This is a genomic window from Aeromonas sp. QDB03, assembly GCF_027707985.1.
In the GTDB taxonomy this organism is placed as follows: Bacteria; Pseudomonadota; Gammaproteobacteria; order Enterobacterales; family Aeromonadaceae; genus Aeromonas; species Aeromonas hydrophila.
The window spans coordinates 338384-356276 of sequence record NZ_JAPCJG010000003.1 but is presented as its reverse complement, the minus strand read 5'-3'; the positions used below and the strand labels follow the sequence as shown (position 1 = coordinate 356276).

The following is a 17893-nucleotide window of genomic DNA, read 5'->3' as shown; positions in this document are numbered from 1 at the left end:
CCGGCATCTTGGCTGCAAGAAGGCACATTTTCGTGGCATAGTTACCGCAAAGTAACCACTCGCGAGCCATCCCTTGTCCTCACTGCCCTGTCCCGCCTACCGGGTGCTGCGCCTGCTGGCCGGCAAATGGAAACCGGCCATCCTGTTTCATCTGCGCGTGCAGACTCTGCGCTTTGGCGACCTGCGCCGCAGCCTGCCCGAGGTGAGCCAGAAGGTGCTCACCGCCCAGCTCAAGGAGCTGGAGAGCGATGGCGTCATCATCCGCACCCTCTACCCCGACGTGCCGCCCAGGGTGGAGTACAGCCTGAGCCCGCTCGGCATCGCCCTGCTCCCCCTGCTTCAGCAGATGCACGACTTCGCGCTGAGCCACGGCGACCTGCTGGCGCAGAGCGAAGCGGGGGCGGCCCGCGACGAATCCCATCTCGGCGAGCCCGGTTAATCCCGCGCCGGCCAGACCATCACCCACTCGGCGCAGCCGGTGTGGGGATCCAGGCCCTCGGCCGCCACCTGAAATCCTTGCGCGCGATAGAAGTCGCACGCGGCCCGGTTCTGTTGATAGACCTGCAGCCGCAGGGTCGGCAACTGCCGTTTGGCGTGCTCGAGCAGGGCCTTGCCCAGCCCTTGCCCCTGCCGTGCGGGGGCCACGAAGAGGGCGGCCAGGGAGCCCTCGTGCAGGGAGTAGAAGCCCAGCACCTGCTCACCCAGGCAGAGCAGCTGGCTGTCGGCGGCGGGCAGATAGATCTCCCGCATCGGCGCCAGGTTGGCGTGCCAGTAAGCGGGCTCGATGAAGTGGTGGGCCTGCAGGGAGGCCTCCAGCCAGATGGCGAGGACGGCCTCGGTGTCGGCCGGGGTGAAGGGGCGGATCTGCATGGGTGTCTCGTCTGGATGCGTTACAAGGGAGGCATGGTAACAGCACAGGCCCCGTCGTCACCCGGCGGGTGGCCAAACTGCTACTCCCATAACAAAACAGGCGACCCGCAGGTCGCCTGTTGCCGTTAGCCGGCGTAGGGGAGGGAGGAGTGGTGCAGCACGATGCGCACCTTGCCGTCGTCCCCCTTCTTGAAGCCCCAGGTCTTGTCGACCGTGGTCTGCTTGTTGTCTCGGTCGGTCAGGTGCACCTTGCCCATGGTGAGGGCCATGTCGCCGTTGATGTAGACGGCAGCGTTGTCGTAGTTGTAGCTCTGCCAGTTCTTGAGGGCGAAGCCGGTGTCGGCGGGATAGGCCTGATTGTTGCCGACGAAGTAGGCCAGCGCCCCTTCCTGATTGATGCGGAAAGTCTGTTCGCCGCCGGCCAGGGTCGGCTTGAACAGCACGGGGCCATGGTGGTAGCCGTAGGCGCCGTCGAGTACGGCGGTGGCGGTGGCTCTGGCTTTGTCGATGCCGCCGCTGCGGTAGTCGTCGCTGATCTGGATCAGGGCCTTGCCCCAGGCATCCTGCGCGGCCTTGATCTCGGCTTCGGTGATGTTGTTGTTGGCGATTTGGGCGGCGCTGAGGGAGCCGCTGGCGGCGAGCAGAACGAGGACAAGGCCGGATTGCTTGGTGAACAGCATCTTGGTGAGCAACTTCATACGGTCGTGACTCCTGGGTGTCGCGTTTAAGGAGACCCGGAGTTTATCTATCTTTGATGAATAAAAATTGAACCCTCCATTCAGCCTTGAGTGGGGAGGGATCGGCCTCCCTCCCATCCCCTGTTCCCCTCAGCGGGCCCGCAGCAGCCAGCGACTGGCTGCCCCCAGCGCCAGCAACCGGTAGCCGAGCAGGGAGAGCGCCAGCAGCGCCGGCACCTTCAGCAACTCCCACCACACCTGCTTGCCCTGCGGGCCGAAGATCATCAGCCACACCACCAGCATCATGTGCAGGCAGTAGAGGCCCAGCACCTTGGGGGCCTGGCGTTCGAGCCAGCTGCCCCGGCCCCAGCCCGGGTTGGCCAGCAGCAGGCCGAACAGCCCCAGCGCCCAGGGCAGGGAGCCGAGCAGGAAGTCGTGGCGGTTGAGGGGCACGGCGGCAAAGTGCAGCAGCCCTGCGGCCTCCAGGGCGTAGAGCCCCATCCCCGCCATCATCAGCAGGGCGCAGTGCCTGGCATCCGGCTGCCAGGCGCGCAGGCGCAGCTCGGCGCCAAGGGCCACGAACAGCAGCGAGAAGAAGGGGCCGTTGCGGGTCAGCAGGGCCCACTCGCCCCCCAGCAGCGGCGGGCCATAGGAGCCGCCGAGCAGGGCCAGCCCGTAGAGCAGAACGCCCAGCAGCAGGGCCAGCCGGGGCAGGCGGGCCTGCTGGCAGAGCGCCAGGATCAGCACCGCCAGCATCAGGGCGGGCAGGAACCAGAGGTGGATCATGCCGCCCACCCACCAGGCGTTGAGCGGATCCCCCAGCTGCATCTGCCACTGGCTCGCCATGGCCGGCAGGTAGCCCTCGCTCACCGCCGCGAGCGGGTTGAAGGGGATCAGCACGTAGAGCAGGCTCCACGCCAGCCAGAGCCCCAGCAGCGGGCAGCAGTAGCGCAGCGCCACCGTCAGAGGGTGGCCTGCGGCGAGGGCGGGTTGCAGAAAGTAGCCGGCGCAGAGGAAGAACAGCGGCACCGCGAAGCGGCAGAGCTGGTTGATGACGCCCCCGAGCCAGAAGTAGAGGGTGCCGTCCCACAGGGTGGGGTCGAAGGGGTTGCTGAAGGGGGAGAGGTGAATGGCCATCACCGCCATGATGGCCACCACCCGTCCGCATTCGATGCTGGAGATGCGCATGCTGCCTCTTGCCGCTTGGGTTGAGGGCGCACCCTAGCAGCCGCAGGCGATCCTCATCCAGCCGCCAGGCCGGCAACTGTGACCCCCATCGGCGGCCGGTTACCCTTTGTTACCCGAGGTGCGGGCAAGGTTACCGCCGCCGAGAGACAGATCCCGTTTTGCCGTCGGTAAACGCGCTAGAGCAGGGCCACCAGCACGGTGACCAGGGCGCCCAGCAGCAGCAGGGCGATGCCGCGCGCGGCCGGGCCGTGCAGCTTGTTCCACATCAGCAGGCTGGTGAGGGCCAGCAGCAGCATGGCCAGCGCCGCCAGATCCCCCACCAGCTGCCAGGAGAGGCCGGTACCCATGCCACGGTGCAGCCGGTTGAGGCTGGCGGCGAAGTTGGCCTGCTGCAGTTCGGTGCGCACCAGTAGGGTGCCCGCCACATAGCTGGCAGCCACGCTCTGGCTGAGGGTCACGCCGCGCATTTCCCAGCGGGCCGGCAGGGTGAGCGGGCCGTCGGGGGTGGGCAGGGTCTGGGGCGGGGTGAGCTGGACGCGCCCCTCCTCGAACCCTTCTGCATAGCGTTGTTGCAGCAGGCTTCTCAGCTCATCCGGACTGCTCAGCGGTACGCTCAGCACTATCTCTTCGCTGGATTTTTCGGTGTGGGGGCCGGGCAGCGGCAGCACGGCCCTGTGTTGCAGCCAGAGGCCGGTGAGGCCGTAGAGCAGCATCAGGGTGAGGGTGGCAAAGCCGGCCCAGGCGTGGATGCGGCGCACCCACTTGTTGTTGTGCAGGGGGAGTTTTCTGCGTCTCATTGCTCGGTGTTTCATAAAAATCTGGCCAGCGGAAGCTGGCCAGAGGGATCGGGAAAAGGGAGGGATCAGAAGCGGTAGGCGGCGCTCAGATGCAGCTGACGGGGTGTGCCCGGCATGATCTGGGAGGCGCTGGTGGCGCTGACGAAGTAGTCGTGATCGGTCAGGTTCTCCACGCTCAGCTGGGCTTCCCACTGCTGCCAGCGGTAGCCGGCACGGGCGTCGAAGCGGGCGTAACCGGGCAGGGTGGTGGTGTTGGCGTTGTCGGCGAAGCGATCGCCCACCGCGGTCACCCCGGTCTCGCCGAACCAGCCCTGCTTGCCGCTCTGATAGCCGGCGAACAGCTCGCCGTTCTGGCGGGAGACATTCATCGGCCGCTTGCCTTGCAGATCGGCGTCCGCCTTGATCTGCTCGGCATCCTGGATGGCGATGCCGCCGCGCAGGTAGAGCTCGTCGGTCAGCTGGGCGCGGGCGCTCAGCTCGATCCCCTCGGTGCGCTGCAGACCGGTGAGGATCACCTTGGTGGGATCCAGCGGATCCTTGCTGCGCTTGTTGTACATCTCCAGCCGGTAGAGGGAGAGGGTGGTCGCCAGCCGGCCATCCAGCCAGTCGCTCTTCACGCCGCCCTCGTACAGCCGGGTGTGCTGGGGATCCAGGTTGTTGTTCTTGTCGCCCGGGGTGATGCCGATCAGCTCGCCGCCCACCGGGGTGAAGGTCTTGCTGTAGGAGGCGTAGAAGGCGTGCTCCTCGATCGGGTTCCACACCAGACCCAGACGCGGGCTCAGGCTGGTGACCGAGACGGTCTCCTCCTTGTTGAGGTCGTTGCGGCGGCTGGTGACGGTGAAGTCGTCGCGGCGCAGACCCGCCAGCAGGTGCCAGTCACCCAGACTGAGCTGATCCTGCACATAGAGGCCGTAGCCACGCACCTTGTGGTTGGCGTCGCTGGAGAGTTTCATGGCGCCGTCGTAGGTGGGCAGGGAGCCCGGATCATAGAGGTTGCCGGCCGGGATCGCGGTGGCGTTCTGGTAGAGCTTGGGGGTGCGCTCCTGCCAGTTCTGCTCGAAGCCCACCAGCAGACGGTGCTCGACGGGGCCGGTCTGCAGCTGGCCTTCGGCCTCGGTGTTGCTGATCAGGCTGTTGGCCTTGAGATCCTGCTGCCAGCGGGAGCGGGTCACCTGATCCCCCTTCACGCTGGTGACGTAGGTGTTGTCGAACTGGCTGTCGAGGCTGGTATAGCCCAGCTGCTGGCGCAGTTGCCACTGATCGTTGATGTCCCAGGTGAGGCGGGAGCGGGTGGACTGGGCCACATCGTCGATGAAGTCGCGGCGGGTATCGCTGTAGACATACTCCTTCGGCACGTCGGCCGGCCGGCCGTTGACGCCGGGGATGCCGCGATCCGGGGTGCGGTCGTGCTCGTTGCGCTCGTACTGTACCAGCCAGTTCAGCTTGTCGCTGATCTCCCAGTTGACGGAGGGGGCCAGCAGGGTGCGTTTGCTGGTCACGCCGTTGCGAAAGCTGTCTTTGTCTTCCTGGGCCAGGTTGAGGCGCACCTGCACCTGTTCACCCGCTTCGCCGTTGAGGTCGGCGGCCAGCCGGCGGCTGTCGAAGCTGCCGACCTGGGCGCTGACGCTGGACTCCAGCCCCTTCTGCGGCTTCTTGCTGACCCGGTTGACGATGCCGCCGGTGCTGCCACGGCCATAGAGCACCGCCGCCGGCCCCTTGAGCACTTCGACCCGCTCGGTGTTGCCAAGGTCGCGGGTGTACTGCATGTCGTCGCGAAAACCGTCCAGATAGAAGTCGTTGCTGGCGCTGAAGCCGCGGATGTTGACGCCGTCGAAGCGGGTATCACCGCTGGCGTTGACGCCGGGGATGCCGGTCAGCGCCTCGCTCAGGGTGGGCTGGCCGAAGGCGGTCAGCTCGCTCGCCTTGACGCTGTCGATGGCCTGCGGCACCAGCTTGGCCGGGGTGTTGGTACGGGTCGCGGTGGCGACCTCTTCATGTTGGCTGCGTTTGCCGACCACTGTCATGGTCTCGTCTTCGGCGTGTGCGCCGGCGCTCAGGGCCAGCAGGGCGACACTCAGCAGAGTGCGCGGGTGGTGAGGTGTGTGCATGTTGCGTGTTGACTCTTGAAGAAGCGACCTGATGGTCTGAACTTATTGATTTATTTGTAATTATTTTGTTTTCTCCCATTTGAGAGGATGCTAATGATATTGATTTTCATTAGCTGTGCAATAGAAACATGTTTTGGCAATGGGACTGGGTATCGGATGGCTCGCCAGCGCCGACAGGGCGCCCTGTCGGCAAGGTGACGGGAGGAGGGAACAAGGGGGATGAGGGGCTCAGTGGTCGGCGGCGGAGGGGGCGATTTCGGCCAGCTGCTTGCCCATTACCAGCCGCGGCGCCGGGTCGGTCTGCAGCGGGATATCCTGCAGCGGGGTGCCCTGCAGGTTGCGGTGGATGATGTTGGCCGCCATCTGGCCTAGGGCCCGATAGCTGCTGATGGTGCCGACGGTGCAGCCGTGTTCGACATAGAGCTCGGCGCTGCAGATGGTGGGAATGCCCGCCTCGTTGAGGGCGGCCAGCAGTTCGGGGGCGATGGAGAGCAGGTAGCTGTCGGCGGCGAGAAACACGATGCTCTCTCTGGCGTCGTGCTGCAGCCGCTTGAGTTCGCTGGCCAGCCGCCGCTTGTCCGGCGCGATGCGCCAGGTGGTGAGCTCCCACTGGTAGCGACGGGCTTCGCGCAGCAGCAGCTCGCCGGTCAACAGGGTGTTCTGCTCGCGCGGGTTGAATGGCAGCAGCAACCCCTTGCCGGCGGGCAGATAGCGGCGGGCGTTGGCGAGCTGCAGCGCCATCGGCACCATGTTGCTGGTGCCGGCCACCATCTGGTTTTCCGTCTTGTCGTCGGACAGGAATCCGGCCCCGACGGGGTCGGACACTATGCTGAAAATCAATGGTTTGCGGTTGCCCACCAGGCTCTTGACCATGGCCGTGGCGGTGGTGCCGAAGCAGTAGATGTAGTCGTAGTCGGCGAGGGAGGGCAGCAGTTGCTGGCGCAGCAGGGTGGCCAGCGCGGTTCTGTCCTGATTGGCGTTGAAGGTGACGAAGGTGGGGTGATGACCGAGCCGGTTCAGCTCGTCGCGAAAGCCGCGCTCGGCATCGGTCTCGCCGCGCCACAGTACCATGGCGATGGTCAGCGCCTGGACGGGCAGGGCGCAGAGCAGACAGCAGCAGATGAGCAGGCGTAGCGGCATGATGATCTCCTCGTCGTGGTTCTGTTGAGCCTAGATCATGGGGAGCAGGGCACGTCGACGCGGATGCAAAAGAGCGCGCCGGCATCAGCCGGCGCGCACAGTGCAGAGGGACCCGACTTAGAAGTCGTAGCGGGCCGCCAGCTGGAAGTCATCCTTGACGTTGAGCTTGCCGCTCTCTTTGCTGTCGAGGTTGTTGATGCGGTACTCGCCGATGACGCGCAGGTTCTTGTTGAACTTGTACTGGGCGCCCAGGGTGTAGTAGTCGATGGAGTCATAGTCGGCCTTGCCGTCCTGCTCGACCTTCTGCTTGTTCCACAGCGCCATCAGGCCGAAGCCGTTCTCGAAGTTGTAGCCCAGCGCCCCTTCCCAGCCGGTGTGATCCTTGCCGGTGGCCAGGAAGTCGGTGCCGTCCGCATAGCTCAGGGCGGCGTAGACGGCCTTGTTGTCGTACTTGGCGGAAAGCAGCCACAGCTTGGCATCCTCTTCCCCGTTCTTGTCGCGGATCCCCACGTTGTAGGCAGTGCCCAGCGCCAGGTTGAACGGGAAGGTGTAGGCCACGGCGGCGCCGTAGGCGGCATCGCTGTCCTTGCTGGTGGTCTCTTCGGTGTCACCGCCGTCGAACTTGTAGCTGGTGTCTACCTGGAAGCCGTTGAACAGACCGGAGTACTTCAGCACGGAACCGGCACGGTTGGTGGCGAAGGTGTCGGTCTTGGCGCCCAGCGCGTCGTTGCCGTAACCGTCGGAGAGAGACACGTCGGTCCAGTCGGCCAGGAAGCCAGGGGCCCCTTTCTGACGACCGAAGGTGATGTTGCCCCAGTCGGCGCCAACACCGGCGAACGCCAGACGGGTGCGCAGGTTGTCGGAGTTCTCGCTGATGGTCTTCTCGCTGTCGTTGATGTACATCTGCACTTCGTACTGGGCCAGCGCCTTCAGTTGGCTGTTGATCTGGCTGTCGACCTTGGCGCCGAAGCGGACGAACTGGTTGGCGCCCTGCTTGTCGCTGTACTCCTGGGTGCCGTTCGGATGGGTGCTGTCGACCCCTTCCTTCTTGTCACCGAAGAACTGGCCGGCGTAGATGCGGCCGTACAGATCCAGGGTGGTGGTGTCATTCTTGTAAACTTCAACGGCGTGAGCCTGGAAGGCCGCGGTGAGAGCCAGTGCCACTACAGTCAGCTTTTTCATCTTAATCCCTTGTGTTGCAAGCTTTGTTGTAAAAGACGGGGGCCATGCTAGGCAGGGGGGATGACAGCGGGGTGACACTCTCGTGAAGTGTCGGTGGCGGTTTGATGTCAAATTGGTGAAAGGGCCGTGTTTTGTGTGACGAACCGCCACTTTTGCGCGCAAAGGTTTGCCCTTGTGGTAGAATGCCGCCCGTTTTCGAGCTCCAAAGGTTGGATATGCGATGAGACGTGAACTGGCAATCGAGTTTTCCCGAGTGACGGAAGCGGCTGCACTGGCTGGCTACAAGTGGCTCGGACGTGGTGACAAGAATATCGCCGATGGGGCGGCCGTTGCGGCCATGCGCCATATCCTCAATCAGATCCAGATCGATGGTGAGATTGTGATCGGCGAGGGTGAAATTGACGAAGCCCCCATGCTCTACATCGGCGAGAAGGTGGGCACGGGTCTGGGCGACGCGGTGGACATCGCGGTCGATCCCATCGAGGGTACTCGCATGACCGCCATGGGTCAGGCCAATGCCCTGGCCGTGCTGGCCGTCGGCGACAAGGGCTCCTTCCTCAAGGCCCCCGACATGTACATGGAGAAGCTGATCGTGGGTCCCAAGGCCAAGGGTGCCATCGACCTCGATCAGGCGCTGGAGCTGAACCTCAAGGCCGTGGCCAAGGCGCTCGGCAAGCCGCTCTCCCGCCTGACCGTGATCACCCTGGCCAAGCCGCGTCACGACAAGGCGATCAAGGAGATGCAGGGGCTGGGTGTGCGGGTGTTCGCCATTCCTGACGGCGACGTGGCTGCCTCCATCCTCACCTGTCTGCCGGACAGCGAAGTGGACATGCTGTATGGCATCGGCGGCGCGCCGGAAGGAGTGATCTCGGCGGCGGTGATCCGTGCGCTGGACGGTGACATGCAGGCCCGCCTGGTGCCCCGTCATCAGGTCAAGGGCGACAGCCCGGAAGTGCGTGCGCTGGGCGAGCAGGAAATTGCCCGCTGCGAGGCACTCGGTATCGACGTGAGCAAGGTGCTCAAGCTGGAAGACCTGGCCAAGAATGACAACGTCATCTTCTCGGCCACCGGCATCACCAAGGGTGATCTGCTGGACGGCATCACCAGCGACGGCGTCATGGCGACTACCGAGACCCTGCTGATCCGTGGCAAGTCGCGGACCATTCGCCGCATCAAGTCGATCCACTTCCTGGATCGCAAGGACAGCGTGGTGCGGGACATCATCCTGTAAGCGAAGCGGAATATCCGCGGGGCAACTCCCATGGTACCGCCTGAAAAGCCCGACGCTGTCGGGCTTTTTGTTGTCTGCTTGCAAGGGGACTATTTCATGGCGGGGCCGGGATAACAGTGAGGAAAATCCCCGCCCTTTGCTAAACTGGTTCGCCCTGCCGAGGAAAGCATTACATGGAATGTCGTCAAGGTTGCGGTGCCTGCTGCATCGCCCCCAGTATCAGCAGTGCCATTCCCGGCATGCCCGACGGCAAACCGGCCGGCGTGCCCTGCGTGCAGCTCGATGCGCGGCTGGGCTGCAAGATCTTTGGCCAGCCCGAGCGGCCGGCGGTGTGTGGCGGCTTTCGTCCCATGCAGGACGTGTGCGGCTATCACCGGGAGGAGGCCATCTGGCTCATCGGTGAACTGGAGCGAATGACGGCCTGAGGCTGACCCTCTCCCACGGGGAGAGGGTGGTTGCTGGTTCCCCCTCATCCCCGACCCTTCTCCCGCGAGGGGAGAAGGGAGAGCAGCCATTCGGAACAATCCCAATAAAAAGAGGCCGCAACTGCGGCCTCTTTTTATTTTGCGACGAGCTGGCGTCAGACGTCGGCCAGCTGCAATGCCTGGCGGTAGTACTCGTTGGCCTTGTTGGTGAGGCGGCGCTTGTCCATCACCTGACCGAGGGCGTGGTAGACGGCGGCGTTCGGCGCTTTTGCTACCTCCTGCTCCAGCAGGCGCTGGGCGTCGTCCAGCTGACCGGCCAGCAGGTAGACCTGGGCCAGCGCCGCATCGACGCCCGGCTGATCCTGGATCTTCTGCAACAGGGTCAGCATCGGCTGGTAGCTGGCGAGCTTGAGCTTGGGCAGACGGGCCAGCAACTGGGGTGAGACCTGCTTGCGCAGCGCATCCAGCCACAGCTCGGCGGCTTCATTGTCGGCCCCCAGCTGGCGCAGGCGATCGCCATAGGCGGCCAGCAGATCCGGATCCTGGCGCAGCTTGCGCGGCAGCTCCTGCCAGATCGGGCGCAGGGTCTCGAGGGCGCCGCTGGCGGCGTCGAGGCGACCACGCCAGGCCTGCTGCAGCAGATCCTCTTCCTGTTTAGGGGTCAGCTTGCCCACCTTGTGCAGCACCGGGATGAGGTCGATGAGGGCAGCCCAGTCCTCGCGGGCCAGGTGCACCTGGCGCAGCTGGTCCAGCACCATGGGGTGGCGCGGGTTGAGAGCGTAGACGGATTCCAGCATGGCCAGCGCGGTGTCGTACTGGCCCTGCTCGATCTGCAGCTGGGTCTGGGTCAGGGTCAGCGCCAGCTCAGCCTTGGGGTTCTCCTCCTGCGCCTTTTGCAGGTATTGGTCCCGGCGCACGTCATCGCCACGGGCCTGGGCCGCCTTAGCGGCGCTCAGGTAGTTGAGCAGCGGGGTGTCGCTGTTGCTGGCGCCCTTGAGCATCAGCTTCTCGGCCTGGCTGTAGTGCCCCTCTGCCATGGCCAGGGTGGCGGCCACGGTCTGCTGGTTGGCCTTGCGGCGCCGGCGCGAGCCGTACCAGCCCAGGGTCTTGCGGCGCAGGCCGAACACCCGGCCCAGCAGCCACTCGACGATGAGCAGGGCACCGTAGAACAGCACCGCCAGGATCACCGCGCTGGTGACCGAAGATTCCACCGTGTAGTTGCCCAGCGAGATCAGCACATAGCCCTTGTTGCCGGAGGCCTGCGGGCCGAAGATGAGGCCGGCCACCATGGCGGCCACCAGTACAATCAGACGAATCATGGTGCCCTCCTCAGTTGCTGGCCAGAATGCGCTGCAGGCGCTCGGTCAGCACCTCTTCCAGCATGGCCTGGGTCTTGAAGCGATCCGGATAGTTGAACTGGATCTGCTCCCCCTTGAGCTTGTCCAGCTCGGACTGCATGTAGTGGGTGGCGCTGTTGTCGGTGTCGAAATACTGGGTCAGCCAGCGCTGGGCCTTGTCCAGGCTGTCGTCATAGAGGGCCTGCTGCTCGCGGTAGACGGCGAGCTGGGCCTGCAGCAGCTTGGTCTTGAGGTTCTCGCGCAGGAAGATCTCCTGCTGCGGGGAGAGCAGGGCCTCCACCGCGCCGTCACGACGGCGGATGGTGATGAAGTTCTCGGTGAACTTGACCCAGTTCTTCTTGAGATTGCTCTCCCACTCGTCCGGGTTGGTGCTGACGGCCTGATCGGGCTCGCTCTTGGCTTCCGGCATGCTGACGGTGGAGAGCGGCAGCAGCTCGATCTGATCGGAGAGGGCGGCCAGCTTCAGGGTCAGCCCTTCGCGGTCGATGCGCGGCATCCCCTTGAGCTGGGCGATGTCTTCGGCCAGCGCCTTGCGGATGGGCATCAGGCTGGGATCGTTGAGCGCCTTGATGCGCTCGTCGGCATTGCCGAGCAGTGTGATGGCGGAGACGAGGTCGTGTTCCAGCCACAGCTTGCGACCGGCCATCCGCACCAGATATTCGGATTCGGCCAGCATCCAGTCGTTGGGGCGCTTGTCGTTGAGATCCAGCACCCGGGTCTGCAACCCCTTGAGCTCGTCCTGCAGCAGTTGCTGCTGCTTGCCGAGGGCGGCCAGCTGCTCGCCATCCTTGCTGTTGCTCTGGTCAAGCTTGTTCATGGCCTCGGCCAGTTGCAGCTTGAGCTGGTTCAGCTCGCCCTGCTGGGCCACGGCACTCTTGTGGCCGTGCAGATAGAGGCCGCCGGTCAGGCCGAGGGCCAGCAGGATGGCGATGCCGCCGACCACAGCACCCGAGCTGCTCTTCTTGTTGTTGACCTTCTGGCCGGGTTGCTTGTTGTCGGCCACGGAGGCCGCGGCACTCGGCTGGACTTCTTGCTGTTCAGTCATTCCATCTTCCTCAGTTCCAGAGCGGCCGTCAGGGCCTGGTTGGATGCACCCTGGGCAATCGTGATATGGGTAAAGCCCGCTGCCGCGGCCATCTCGGCCACCCGCGGGCTGGGCACCACCAGCAGGCGGTCGCGCAGCCAGGGCTGCTGTTGGTCTGGGACCAGTTCCAGCAGCCGTTGCAGCAGTTCACCGCTGGTGACGAGCAGGCTGTCGAGCCCGGCCGCCTGCCAGTGGCGAGTCAATGCGTCCCCGTCCAGTGCGGGGTAGTGGCGCTCATAGGCCGCACAATAGTGCACCAGTGCGCCGCGTGAGGCCAGCGTCCGGGCGATGAGATCCCGGCCGCCATTGCCGCGCAGGATCAGCACCTGCTTGCCGTTCACCTGTTGCAGGCCGGGCAGGGCCAGCAGCCCTTCGCTGCGCGGATCGTCCGGGCTCAAGGCCTGGATGCCCACCTCAGCGAAGGCATCCGCACTGGCCTGGCCGACCGCAAAGTAGTCAATATTTGGCCAGGTCTGACCAGTTTGCAACAGAAAATGATGAGTGAAATGAACCGCATGCATGCTGACGGCGATGACGATGTCGGCCTGGGGCAGCAGTTCGGGCAGGCGGTGCAGTTCGCTGCCCGCCACGGTTTCCAGCAGCGGGCAGCAGAGCGGTGCGTGGCCGTGCTGGCGCAGCAGCGCCGCCAGCTCGGCGGCCTGGGCGGCCGGGCGCACCACCAGCGGGATCATGCCCGGTAGACCTCGGCCAGGATGACATCGGCACCATCGGCCAGCAGGCGCTGGGCCAGGGTGTGGCCGAGGGCCTCGCCGTCGGCCAGCGGGCCGCGGATCTCGTCGCGGATGACGCGGCTGCCATCCGGGCTGCCTACCAGACCGCGCAGCCACACTTCTTCCCCCTGCACCAGGGCATAGGCCCCGATAGGGACCTGACAGCCCCCCTGCAGGGCGCGGTTCATGGCGCGTTCGGTCAGCACCCGGATCCGGGTCTCGGGGTGTTCGAGCGGTGCCAGCAGGGCGTGCAGCTCGTGATCGTCGAGGCGGCACTCGATGCCGACTGCACCCTGACCATTGGCGGGCAGGCTCTGTTCCGGCTCGATGAAGGCGGTGATGCGGTGCGCCATCTCCAGCCGTTTCAGGCCGGCGGCGGCGAGGATGATGGCGTCGTATTCACCGGCGTCCAGCTTGGCGAGACGGGTGTTGACGTTGCCGCGCAGGTCGCGGATCACCAAATCTGGACGTGCCGCGCGCAGCTGGCACTGACGACGCAGGCTGGAGGTGCCGACCACGGCCCCCTGCGGCAGCTCATCAATCTGGCCGAAGCGGTTGGAAACAAAGGCATCGCGCGGATCTTCGCGCTCGCAGATGGTGTGCAGACCGAGCCCTTCGGGGAACTCCACCGGCACGTCTTTCATGGAGTGCACGGCGATGTCGGCCCGTCCCTCCAGCATGGCGGTTTCCAGCTCCTTGACGAACAACCCCTTGCCGCCCACCTTGGCGAGAGGGGTATCCAGGATCTTGTCACCCTGAGTGCTCATGGGCACCAGCTCGACCTGTAACTCGGGGTACAGGGCTTCCAGCCGGTCTTTGACGAAGTTGGCCTGCCACAGGGCCAAGGGGCTCTTGCGAGTGGCAATTTTCAGGGTTCGGGCTGCCATATCAATCAGTTGTTTCATCTTTAGAAGGAAAACGATCTTACCACCCTTTGCAGGGGCTTTCATGGCACAGCCTGCAAAAGCGGGCTCAAGCTCAAAAACGGCTGCTGAAAATGATTTTTATTAAGTCTGGCTTTCCGGTTAATTTGTTGAAATTACAGATTTTTATTGCTTTCCAATGATACTGTTTAGTGACTTGTCATAAATAATCCGGCGATTGTGTGCGGGCTTGTTTACCACCGCTGTTTGCATTGTTAACATGATCACACTTTTTTGACGTCTCCCCGTTTTGGTGCGTCATTTCTTACCTCGGTATAGGCAGGGCATTGCTGGTAAAACTCGACACGCTGGTGGCGCGCTACGACGAACTCAATCGTCTCAAGACGCAACGGGCGCTAGGTCTCATGAGTCGCTACGGGCAGCAGGTTTTTCAGCTGCTACCCGTCATGCTGCACTTCAATCACCCCCTGTTGCCCGGTTATGTGGCGGGGGATGTGCCGCACGGCATCTGGAGTTTTACCGCCAACGAAGCCCAGCAGGCCTTCATCGAGGACCTGTGCCAGAACGCCAACTGCCTGAACGGCCTCACCACCCATGACAAGTCGATCCAAGGGCTCTACTCCATGGGCAGCACCTCGTCCATCGGTCAGTGCTGCCACTCGGATCTCGACATCTGGGTCTGCCACGTGGCCGGTTTGTCGCAGGAGCGGCTCGAGCTGCTGGATCTCAAGTGCCAGCAACTCTCCAAGTGGGCCGAGCAACGCGGGGTCGATCTCAACTTCTTCCTGATCCCCGAGGACAAGTTCCGCCAGCGCAACGATGCCCAGATGCAGGGTGAGAGCTGCGGCAGCGCCCAGCACCTGCTGCTGCTCGACGAGTTCTACCGCAGCGCCATGCTGATCGCCGGCAAGCGGCTGCTCTGGTATCTGGTGCCCAGCGAGTATGACGACCACTACGACGACTATGTCAACGGCCTGTTCGCCCACGGCAAGCTGAGCCAGGATGACTGGCTCGATCTCGGTGGCTTCAACCGCATTCCGGCCGAGGAGTACTTCGGCTCCGCTCTCTGGCAGCTCTACAAGGGCATCGACTCCCCCTACAAGGCGGTGCTCAAGTCGGTGTTGATGGAGGCCTACTCCCACGAGTATCCCAACACCCGTCTGTTGTCGGTGACCAGCCGCGACTGGTTCCAGCACAACGAGGGGATGCACTACCGGCTCGACAACTACTGCCTGATGCTGGACAAGGTGACCAACTACCTCAAGTCCATCGGCGACATGCAGCGGCTCGATCTGGTGCGCCGCTGCTTCTATCTGAAGGTGTGTGACGGTCTCAGCCATCCGAAGGAGGAGCACTCCCCGGCCTGGCGCCGCGAGCAGATGACCCAGCTGGTGGCCTACTGGGGCTGGAGTCAGGAGCGGTTGCACCATCTGGATCACCGCCAGGAGTGGAAGGTCGAGGACGTCAAGGTGGCTCACGCCGAGTTGCTGGAAGCCCTGATGCAGAGCTACCGCAACCTGATCCAGTTTGCCCGGCGCAACAACATCAGCGAGTCCATCAACCCGGAAGACATCGGCATCCTGTCGCGCAAGCTCTATGCCGCGTTCGAGAGCCTGCCGGGCAAGGTGCAGCGCATCAACCTCAAGATTGCGCCGGACTTGAGCGAGCCGGATCTCAGCTTCGTGCAGGTGCCGCACGGCCGCTTGAACCGCGCCGGCTGGTATCTCTACAAACATTCGCTGGAGCCGGCAGACATCATCGGCCGGGCGCCGCTCGAATATAACGGCTACATCAGCAAGCTGGTGTCGTGGGCCTACTTCAACGGTCTGTTGACGCCCCAGTCCCGGGTGCACCTGTTCAACCAGGGCTCGGATCTGCACATCGACAACCTGCACCAGTTCTGTCGCGATCTGTCCGGCACTTTCCCGGTCAAGTATCCTCGCGCCACCAACCTGGCCCTCAGCCGGCCGTGCGAAATTCGCCAGCTCTCCATTTTCCTCAACCTGGAGACGGACCCGACCAGCCACTGGGTGGGCCAGGTGATTGAATTCGACGCCAATGCCGCCGACGTCTTCTCGTTCGGCCGCAACCAGGAGTGCCTGGTGGGCTCGGTGGACCTGGTCTATCGCAACTCCTGGAGCGAGATCCGTACCCTGCACTTCCAGGGGGACGAGGCGGTGGTGGACGCTCTCACCACCATCCTCGGCAAGATGCACCAGGATGCTGCCGCCCCCGAGATGATCGAGGTGTTCTGCTACAGCCAGCACTTCCGCTCTCTGGTGCGTACCCGCTTCCAGCAGCTGGTGGCCGAGTGTATCGAGCTGCGTCTGGCCCGCGACAAGCAGCAGCTGGTCAAGACGCTCGCCCTCGGCAAGGAGAAGTACGGCATCTTCTTCGAGCGGCGCGGGGTGTCGGTCAAGAAGCTGGAGAACGCGGTCGACTTCTATCGCCACATCTCCCACAACAAGCTGGATCACCTGCCGCTGCGGCTCGACAAGACCCACAGCCAGCACCTGCCCGGTATCGTCGACGCCTATGCCAGCGAGGGGCTGGTGCAGTTCTTCTTCGATACCCGGGATGCGGGCACCAACATCTATATCCTGGACGAGGCGAACCGGGTGGAGATCTACCAGCACTTCGCCGGCAACAAAGATGAGCTGGTGCAGGGGGTGAACCGCTTCTATACCTCCAGCCACGAGCGCTTCAGCGACGCGGGCCAGTTCAGCAACTTCAACCTGCCCCAGTACTACGAGATAGTGCAGATCAACGGCGAGCTGGAAGTGATCCCCTACCGCAGCCAGGGCCAGCTGCGCGACGGTGGTCAGGGGCGCGAGCTCGGCTCCGCCGCAGGCGCGGGGTAGGGCAGGGGCCGGTCCGGCGTGCGCGCAAGCGCCCTGGTCTCGGCCCCCTGCTGCACAGGATCATCGCTCATATCGAATGAAAACGGCCTGCATCTGCAGGCCGTTTGGCTATCCGCGGTTGGCTCAGCCCGCGAGGCGGGCCAGCAGCCACTGACGGATGTCGTCGAGTTGCGGGCGGCAGATCTCGTGGCGCATCGGGTACTCGTGCCACGCGGGGGAGAGACCCGCCGCCTCCAGCCGGTTCTTGGCGTCCCAGCCCATGGAGAGGCTCACCACGTCGTCATAGATGCCGTGCATGTAGCAGATGGGCAGGGCGCGGGCAGCCTCGCTCATCTCGCCGAGCAGGGCGTCGGGCGCCGCCAGGTAGGTGGACATGCAGAGCAGGCCCGCCAGTTGCTGCGGCAGGCGCAGGGCGGTGAAGGAGGCAATCACGCCCCCCTGGGAGAAACCGGCCAGCACGATGCGCTCGGGGGCGAAGCCCTCGGCCACCAGCTGCTCGATCAGCGCGGCGATGCGGGCCGCGGACTCCCTGACGTGGGACTCCACGGCGCGATCCGCCGGGTTGTCGAAGCTCTTGATGTCGTACCAGCCGCGCATCTTGTAGCCCATGTTGATGGTGATGGCGCGCTCCGGCGCATCCGGCAGCAGATGACGCACCGGCAGGTCGGCGGGCAGCGCCAGCGCATCCACCAGCGGGGCGAGGCCGGCGCCGGAATCCCCCAGCCCGTGCAGCCAGATCACCGCGTGACGGGCGCCTTCAGGATGCAGATCGATCATGGCGGGCTGCACCATCATGGGAACTGGACGGGTTCGCCCGCCTGGGTGGTGCAGGCCTTACTCAGCAGTGTCTTGAGCTCGTGACCGAAGCGGTTGTCGATCCAGGTTTCCCCTTGCAGCTCGAAGTGGAAGCCGTTCTCGCGGGTGGCGACCCAGATCTGGTGCAGGGGTTCCTGCTTGTTGATGATGACCTTGGTCTTGTTCTCGAACGACAGGGTCAAGACCCCGCCGGCACGCTCACAGTCAATATCCGGATATCCTGCGTCGACGGTGTCCTCCACATATTGGAAAAAGGCGTCGGTCAGGGCGTGATACTCGTGATCCTTCATCGGTTTATCCTGTTGCTTTTAACAATGTGAGTGCGATTATAGAGGGCCAAAAATTTTTTCGCAGCGAACCATTATGATTACCCAGCTTACCAAGTGTCTGCTTGCCACTCTTCTGTCTCTTGGTTTGGCCGCGTGTGGCCTGACGGGACCGCTCTACATGCCGCCCCCCGAGCAGCCCCAGACCCAGAGTACACCGCAAGCACAGACGCCTGCGACCGCCGAGGCTGCCCCAGAGGCCGCGCCGCAATAAT

18 protein-coding genes are annotated in these 17893 nt (G+C 64.1%); 5 read left to right on the top strand and 13 right to left on the bottom strand.

Going from position 1 to position 17893, the window contains the following annotated elements; translation table 11 throughout:
• The first annotated feature begins 73 nt into the window (after positions 1–73).
• Complete coding sequence (locus tag PG900_RS10905; protein WP_270831456.1) at positions 74–439, top strand: winged helix-turn-helix transcriptional regulator; 366 nt, start codon at positions 74–76, stop codon at positions 437–439.
• Here PG900_RS10905 and PG900_RS10900 read toward each other — a convergent pair.
• From PG900_RS10900 to PG900_RS10870, 7 genes are all read right to left on the bottom strand, one after another.
• Positions 436–870, bottom strand: coding sequence for an N-acetyltransferase (locus PG900_RS10900; protein WP_270831455.1), 435 nt, complete (start codon positions 868–870; stop codon positions 436–438). The genes PG900_RS10905 and PG900_RS10900 overlap by 4 nt on opposite strands.
• A gap of 125 nt (positions 871–995) precedes the next feature.
• Positions 996–1568, bottom strand: a complete 573-nt coding sequence (locus tag PG900_RS10895) for a hypothetical protein (RefSeq protein WP_029301822.1) — start codon at positions 1566–1568, stop codon at positions 996–998.
• 129 nt (positions 1569–1697) lie between these two features.
• Complete coding sequence (locus PG900_RS10890; RefSeq protein ID WP_270831454.1) at positions 1698–2735, bottom strand: acyltransferase; 1038 nt, start codon at positions 2733–2735, stop codon at positions 1698–1700.
• Positions 2736–2911: 176 nt separating this feature from the next.
• Positions 2912–3532 carry a PepSY-associated TM helix domain-containing protein gene (locus tag PG900_RS10885; protein WP_270831453.1) on the bottom strand — a complete coding sequence of 207 codons (621 nt, stop codon included), beginning with the start codon at positions 3530–3532 and terminating at the stop codon, positions 2912–2914.
• A 65-nt stretch (positions 3533–3597) separates the two neighbouring features.
• The gene (locus tag PG900_RS10880) at positions 3598–5640 is read right to left on the bottom strand and encodes a TonB-dependent receptor (RefSeq protein ID WP_270831452.1); all 2043 of its coding nucleotides are present in this window, start codon (positions 5638–5640) and stop codon (positions 3598–3600) included.
• Between the two features lie 228 nt (positions 5641–5868).
• Positions 5869–6780: an ABC transporter substrate-binding protein gene (locus PG900_RS10875; RefSeq protein WP_270831451.1), complete on the bottom strand. Its 912-nt coding sequence runs from the start codon at positions 6778–6780 to the stop codon at positions 5869–5871.
• A 117-nt stretch (positions 6781–6897) separates the two neighbouring features.
• On the bottom strand, positions 6898–7962 hold the full coding sequence (locus tag PG900_RS10870; protein ID WP_016349239.1) for a porin: 1065 nt from the start codon (positions 7960–7962) through the stop codon (positions 6898–6900).
• 220 nt (positions 7963–8182) lie between these two features.
• Between PG900_RS10870 and glpX the strand changes: the two genes are divergently transcribed.
• Positions 8183–9193 (top strand): class II fructose-bisphosphatase, encoded by a 1011-nt coding sequence (glpX, locus tag PG900_RS10865; protein WP_016349240.1) that lies wholly within the window; start codon positions 8183–8185, stop codon positions 9191–9193.
• Positions 9194–9366: 173 nt separating this feature from the next.
• On the top strand, positions 9367–9618 hold the full coding sequence (locus PG900_RS10860; RefSeq protein WP_016349241.1) for a YkgJ family cysteine cluster protein: 252 nt from the start codon (positions 9367–9369) through the stop codon (positions 9616–9618).
• Positions 9619–9773: 155 nt separating this feature from the next.
• Here the strand turns inward: PG900_RS10860 and PG900_RS10855 are convergent, their stop codons facing one another.
• The 4 genes from PG900_RS10855 to hemC are packed head-to-tail and all read right to left on the bottom strand — an operon-like array spanning position 9774 to position 13678.
• The gene (locus PG900_RS10855) at positions 9774–10937 is read right to left on the bottom strand and encodes a heme biosynthesis HemY N-terminal domain-containing protein (RefSeq protein WP_270831450.1); all 1164 of its coding nucleotides are present in this window, start codon (positions 10935–10937) and stop codon (positions 9774–9776) included.
• Between the two features lie 10 nt (positions 10938–10947).
• The gene (locus PG900_RS10850; protein WP_041217696.1) at positions 10948–12021 is read right to left on the bottom strand and encodes a uroporphyrinogen-III C-methyltransferase; all 1074 of its coding nucleotides are present in this window, start codon (positions 12019–12021) and stop codon (positions 10948–10950) included.
• A complete protein-coding gene (locus PG900_RS10845) occupies positions 12018–12752 on the bottom strand; it encodes a uroporphyrinogen-III synthase (RefSeq protein ID WP_016349244.1) in 735 nt (244 codons plus the stop codon). Before PG900_RS10845 ends, PG900_RS10850 begins: the two co-directional genes overlap by 4 nt.
• On the bottom strand, positions 12749–13678 hold the full coding sequence (hemC, locus tag PG900_RS10840) for a hydroxymethylbilane synthase (RefSeq protein WP_016349245.1): 930 nt from the start codon (positions 13676–13678) through the stop codon (positions 12749–12751). Before hemC ends, PG900_RS10845 begins: the two co-directional genes overlap by 4 nt.
• Before the next feature lie 323 nt (positions 13679–14001).
• Between hemC and PG900_RS10835 the strand changes: the two genes are divergently transcribed.
• Positions 14002–16536: a class I adenylate cyclase gene (locus PG900_RS10835; RefSeq protein ID WP_043125655.1), complete on the top strand. Its 2535-nt coding sequence runs from the start codon at positions 14002–14004 to the stop codon at positions 16534–16536.
• 123 nt (positions 16537–16659) lie between these two features.
• Here PG900_RS10835 and PG900_RS10830 read toward each other — a convergent pair whose 3' ends face one another.
• Positions 16660–17313, bottom strand: coding sequence for an alpha/beta hydrolase (locus PG900_RS10830; RefSeq protein WP_270831449.1), 654 nt, complete (start codon positions 17311–17313; stop codon positions 16660–16662).
• Positions 17314–17327: 14 nt separating this feature from the next.
• The gene (gene cyaY, locus PG900_RS10825) at positions 17328–17642 is read right to left on the bottom strand and encodes an iron donor protein CyaY (protein WP_043125653.1); all 315 of its coding nucleotides are present in this window, start codon (positions 17640–17642) and stop codon (positions 17328–17330) included.
• 73 nt (positions 17643–17715) lie between these two features.
• Here cyaY and lptM point away from each other — a divergent pair, with 73 nt between their 5' ends.
• Entirely contained in the window at positions 17716–17892 is a 177-nt protein-coding gene (gene lptM / locus PG900_RS10820) for an LPS translocon maturation chaperone LptM (protein ID WP_017408874.1), read from the top strand.
• Position 17893: the final 1 nt, after the last annotated feature.

What these genes read in the sequence shown, in the direction of transcription:
- PG900_RS10900 (WP_270831455.1), bottom strand. Translation starts at nt 870, where the DNA reads ATGCAGATCCGCCCCTTCACCCCGGCCGACACCGAGGCCGTCCTCGCC.
- PG900_RS10895 (WP_029301822.1), bottom strand. Translation starts at nt 1,568, where the DNA reads ATGAAGTTGCTCACCAAGATGCTGTTCACCAAGCAATCCGGCCTTGTC.
- PG900_RS10890 (WP_270831454.1), bottom strand. Translation starts at nt 2,735, where the DNA reads ATGCGCATCTCCAGCATCGAATGCGGACGGGTGGTGGCCATCATGGCG.
- PG900_RS10885 (WP_270831453.1), bottom strand. Translation starts at nt 3,532, where the DNA reads ATGAGACGCAGAAAACTCCCCCTGCACAACAACAAGTGGGTGCGCCGC.
- PG900_RS10880 (WP_270831452.1), bottom strand. Translation starts at nt 5,640, where the DNA reads ATGCACACACCTCACCACCCGCGCACTCTGCTGAGTGTCGCCCTGCTG.
- PG900_RS10875 (WP_270831451.1), bottom strand. Translation starts at nt 6,780, where the DNA reads ATGCCGCTACGCCTGCTCATCTGCTGCTGTCTGCTCTGCGCCCTGCCC.
- PG900_RS10870 (WP_016349239.1), bottom strand. Translation starts at nt 7,962, where the DNA reads ATGAAAAAGCTGACTGTAGTGGCACTGGCTCTCACCGCGGCCTTCCAG.
- glpX (WP_016349240.1), top strand. Translation starts at nt 8,183, where the DNA reads ATGAGACGTGAACTGGCAATCGAGTTTTCCCGAGTGACGGAAGCGGCT.
- PG900_RS10860 (WP_016349241.1), top strand. Translation starts at nt 9,367, where the DNA reads ATGGAATGTCGTCAAGGTTGCGGTGCCTGCTGCATCGCCCCCAGTATC.
- PG900_RS10855 (WP_270831450.1), bottom strand. Translation starts at nt 10,937, where the DNA reads ATGATTCGTCTGATTGTACTGGTGGCCGCCATGGTGGCCGGCCTCATC.
- PG900_RS10850 (WP_041217696.1), bottom strand. Translation starts at nt 12,021, where the DNA reads ATGACTGAACAGCAAGAAGTCCAGCCGAGTGCCGCGGCCTCCGTGGCC.
- PG900_RS10845 (WP_016349244.1), bottom strand. Translation starts at nt 12,752, where the DNA reads ATGATCCCGCTGGTGGTGCGCCCGGCCGCCCAGGCCGCCGAGCTGGCG.
- hemC (WP_016349245.1), bottom strand. Translation starts at nt 13,678, where the DNA reads ATGGCAGCCCGAACCCTGAAAATTGCCACTCGCAAGAGCCCCTTGGCC.
- PG900_RS10830 (WP_270831449.1), bottom strand. Translation starts at nt 17,313, where the DNA reads ATGATCGATCTGCATCCTGAAGGCGCCCGTCACGCGGTGATCTGGCTG.
- cyaY (WP_043125653.1), bottom strand. Translation starts at nt 17,642, where the DNA reads ATGAAGGATCACGAGTATCACGCCCTGACCGACGCCTTTTTCCAATAT.
- lptM (WP_017408874.1), top strand. Translation starts at nt 17,716, where the DNA reads ATGATTACCCAGCTTACCAAGTGTCTGCTTGCCACTCTTCTGTCTCTT.